At 61.1% G+C, this 3066-nt stretch carries 3 protein-coding genes and 1 pseudogene; 1 reads left to right on the plus strand and 3 read right to left on the minus strand.

Annotated features, from left to right (window positions below; all coding sequences use genetic code 11):
* Positions 1–248 (minus strand): annotated as a pseudogene (locus EOA36_RS05385) (hypothetical protein); the annotation flags it as partial.
* Positions 249–443: 195 nt separating this feature from the next.
* Here EOA36_RS05385 and EOA36_RS05390 point away from each other — a divergent pair.
* A complete protein-coding gene (locus EOA36_RS05390; protein ID WP_127275919.1) occupies positions 444–1859 on the plus strand; it encodes an adenylate/guanylate cyclase domain-containing protein in 1416 nt (471 codons plus the stop codon).
* 66 nt (positions 1860–1925) lie between these two features.
* Here the strand turns inward: EOA36_RS05390 and EOA36_RS05395 are convergent, their stop codons facing one another.
* Entirely contained in the window at positions 1926–2405 is a 480-nt protein-coding gene (locus EOA36_RS05395; protein WP_127275920.1) for a class I SAM-dependent methyltransferase, read from the minus strand.
* Positions 2406–2599: 194 nt separating this feature from the next.
* Positions 2600–3066 (minus strand): ABC transporter permease (locus tag EOA36_RS38060; RefSeq protein ID WP_245464252.1); only part of this gene is annotated, 467 nt, incomplete at its 5' end.

A 3066-nucleotide genomic window follows, 5' to 3' on the forward strand; every position in this document is an offset into this window, starting at 1 on the left:
GCCATGACGAGGACGAGCCTGCCGGGCGACCAGCGATTCCAGACCAGCAGCGCTGCCATCACCGCCATTTCGGCGGTGTAGAAGCCACCGAGGAAGCGGGCACTGAACGGCGTGACAGGCCAAGGCCACCGCGGCTTGACCAGCTCAGGCGCGAAAAACAGGCCGGCGCCGACGATCAGGACGATGATGACCCCCGCCGAGAAAAGGCGCAGGGCGGCGGGAAATGGCGGGTTGTCGGGTGTCGGCACAGGAGAAAACCCCAAAGATGAACGCCTATCGACCATCATAGTGCCGCTTGCGGCCGGAGAAAATCCGCCGAATGGAAATTGAACCATCACCAGGCTTGCCTATTCGAATGGTCCGTTTCGAAGTAAAATGCAGCACTCGCACCAAGGGCAGTCCGATCAACACGCCTGGGAGGCGCATTTTCTGGAGCCAGCAGGATGAATGAAGCTCAGGATCTGTTCTCGCTTCTGCGGCAATCGACCGATGTCGATCCACTGGTAATCGACGCGATCAAGCGAACCGTCGCGGACGGCGACGACCGCGAACTTTGCCGCATCAATGCGCCAGCCTTCGCCAGCAAGCATGGCCTCGACGAGGAGCGCACCATAAGCGCATTTCTCCATGCGGCGCGGGTGGGCATCTTCGATGTTTCCTGGAATGTTCTGTGCCCAGGCTGTGGCGGCGTGCTCGACACCAACGCCACGCTGAAAACCCTCCAGAAAGACGAATACACCTGCGCGCTGTGCTCCGAGGGCTATTCGCCAACCCTCGACGAGATGGTCGAGGTGACATTCACCGTCAGTCCACGCATACGCAGGATTGCCGCCCACAATCCACACGAACTGCCGCTGGTGGAATATTTCCGCCAGATCTACTGGGCGTCGGGCGTTGATGTGCCGGATGAGGATTTCGCGAAAAGGTTGGAAGCGTTTTCGCTGGAAGATATCGAGCTTGCGCCCGGTGAAAAGGCGCTTCTGCCCATACAGCTTCCGTCCGAATTCATCATCGTCTTTGAGCCGGTCACCCATTCAGCGCAGTTCATCGACGTGAAGGGCGAACCAACAAAGGAGCGCCGAAGCCTCTCTTTGGTCTTCGACCGCGACCATGTCCAGAACCAAACGCTGGAGATGCAACCCGGCCCGTTGCGCATTTCCCTGGAAAACAGGACCGACACCCGCGTGCTGCCGACGGTTTTCATCGCCGGCCAGGCCTTGCACGATTTCCTGGGTAAACGCCGGCCCTTCCTCACCGCCAAGCGCCTGCTCACCAACCAGACGTTCCGCGATCTCTATCGCACGGATACGCTCGACATCAACCAGCGCCTGAAAATCACCAGCCTGACCTTCCTGTTCACCGACCTGCGCGGTTCGACCGCCCTTTACGAACGGGTGGGCGACCTTGCTGCCTTCGATCTCGTGCGCGCGCATTTCCAGGTTCTGCACGAGATCGTCGCGGCGGAGGCAGGCGCGGTGGTCAAGACGATCGGTGATGCGGTGATGGCGACCTTCGCAACGCCTGATCGTGCGATTGCCGCGGCCCTCAGGATGCGCGATGCCATGCGTGCGCTCAACGACAAGAGCGGGCGCGAGGACCTGCTGCTCAAGATCGGCGTCCATGCCGGCCCTTGCATCGCCGTGTCCATGAACGAGCGGCAGGACTATTTCGGCCAGACGGTCAACATTGCTTCACGGGTACAGAACCTGGCCAACGCACAGGCGATCTTCGCCACCCATTCGGTGGTCGACGACAATCTCACCGCCGATCTGTTGCGCAGGAGCGCGCTGACGCCCGTGCCCCACGAAGTCTCGCTGCGCGGCATTGAGCGGGAGATCGCTGTGTATACAATCCCCTGAAAAAGCACGAATTGCGTTAAAACAAAGAGCTGGGAGCAGCGTTTCCGTGAAGCGGCTCTCGGCCGCTCACACGCGCTTGCAAAGGAAATAACGATCGGCGGGCTCCGACGTCGGCGCCGGGAGGCGTTGCAGCAGCGGGTGGTCGAGCGGCGTGCCACTGACCGCGAAGCCGCCGACGCGAAGCAGGCTCGCGATCAGATCGGGAAGCCAGGTAGCGGTCACTGCATCGCGATCATCATAGCCGGTGCCGATGTCGGCATGAACAAGGGCGGCTTCGATGCCAATGAACTTGCGGCCCGTCTCGCGTATTTCGCCGAGCACGAGGTTTTCGGCGTCGGGAATTGAGCTGGCATGTGCGCCGACTTCGCGGTCGAACACCACGATCCGACGCCCGGGCAGGCGCTCGCGCAGATGGTGGAACGTCCGACCATTGCCGAGGCCGAGCTCGAGCACAAGCCCATCCATCTTCGCCACCTCGGCGCAGACATGATCGAGAATGTCACGCTGTGCGGTCATTCTGCTGATGAAATTCTCGAGACGACTCATATGCTTTTTGTGTCCTAACCAGATCAAGAGATAGGCAATGCCCGCGACAAGAACTGTTCACGAGTACGTCCCGAAGGCGACGGCTGAGCTCGATTGCGTGTCGGCACGTATAGGGGCGGATGATGAACACTGCAACAACCGTAGGGAGGCCGGCAGTCATACCGGGTGGTCCTGCGCGCGGCGGAATAGCGAGCTCACTTGTAGGGGTCTGCGGCGTCCCGCAAGCCGTCGCCGAGGAAGTTGAACGCCAAGATGACGAGAACGACGGGGAGCATCGGCAAAAGCAGCCATGGATAGAACGCGATGACGCTGACGCTGCGCGCCTCGGTCAGCAGGATGCCCCAGCTGGTTGTCGGTGGCCTCAGGCCCAGCCCAAGGAAGCTCAGCGCCGTCTCGCCCAGGATCATGCCGGGTATGGAGATCGTCGCCGTCGCGATCAGATGCGACATGAAACCGGGGATGAGGTGCCGCCCGATGATGCGGCTGCTGCTGGCGCCCATCAATTGCGCGGCCAGAACGTAATCCTCCTCGCGCAAGGCCAGAAGCTTTGATCGCACGGCCCGCGCCAGTCCGGTCCAGTGGATCAGCCCGAGGATGATGGTGATGCCGAAATAGATCAGGATTGGACTCCAGGTTATCGGCATGATCGCCGCCAGAGCCA

This window comes from Mesorhizobium sp. M8A.F.Ca.ET.021.01.1.1 (genome assembly GCF_003998025.1).
Lineage (GTDB): Bacteria > Pseudomonadota > Alphaproteobacteria > Rhizobiales > Rhizobiaceae > Mesorhizobium.

Excerpts from the sequence above, each read along its gene's own strand:
- EOA36_RS05390 (WP_127275919.1), top strand. The coding sequence starts at position 444 with ATGAATGAAGCTCAGGATCTGTTCTCGCTTCTGCGGCAATCGACCGAT.
- EOA36_RS05395 (WP_127275920.1), bottom strand. The coding sequence starts at position 2,405 with ATGAGTCGTCTCGAGAATTTCATCAGCAGAATGACCGCACAGCGTGAC.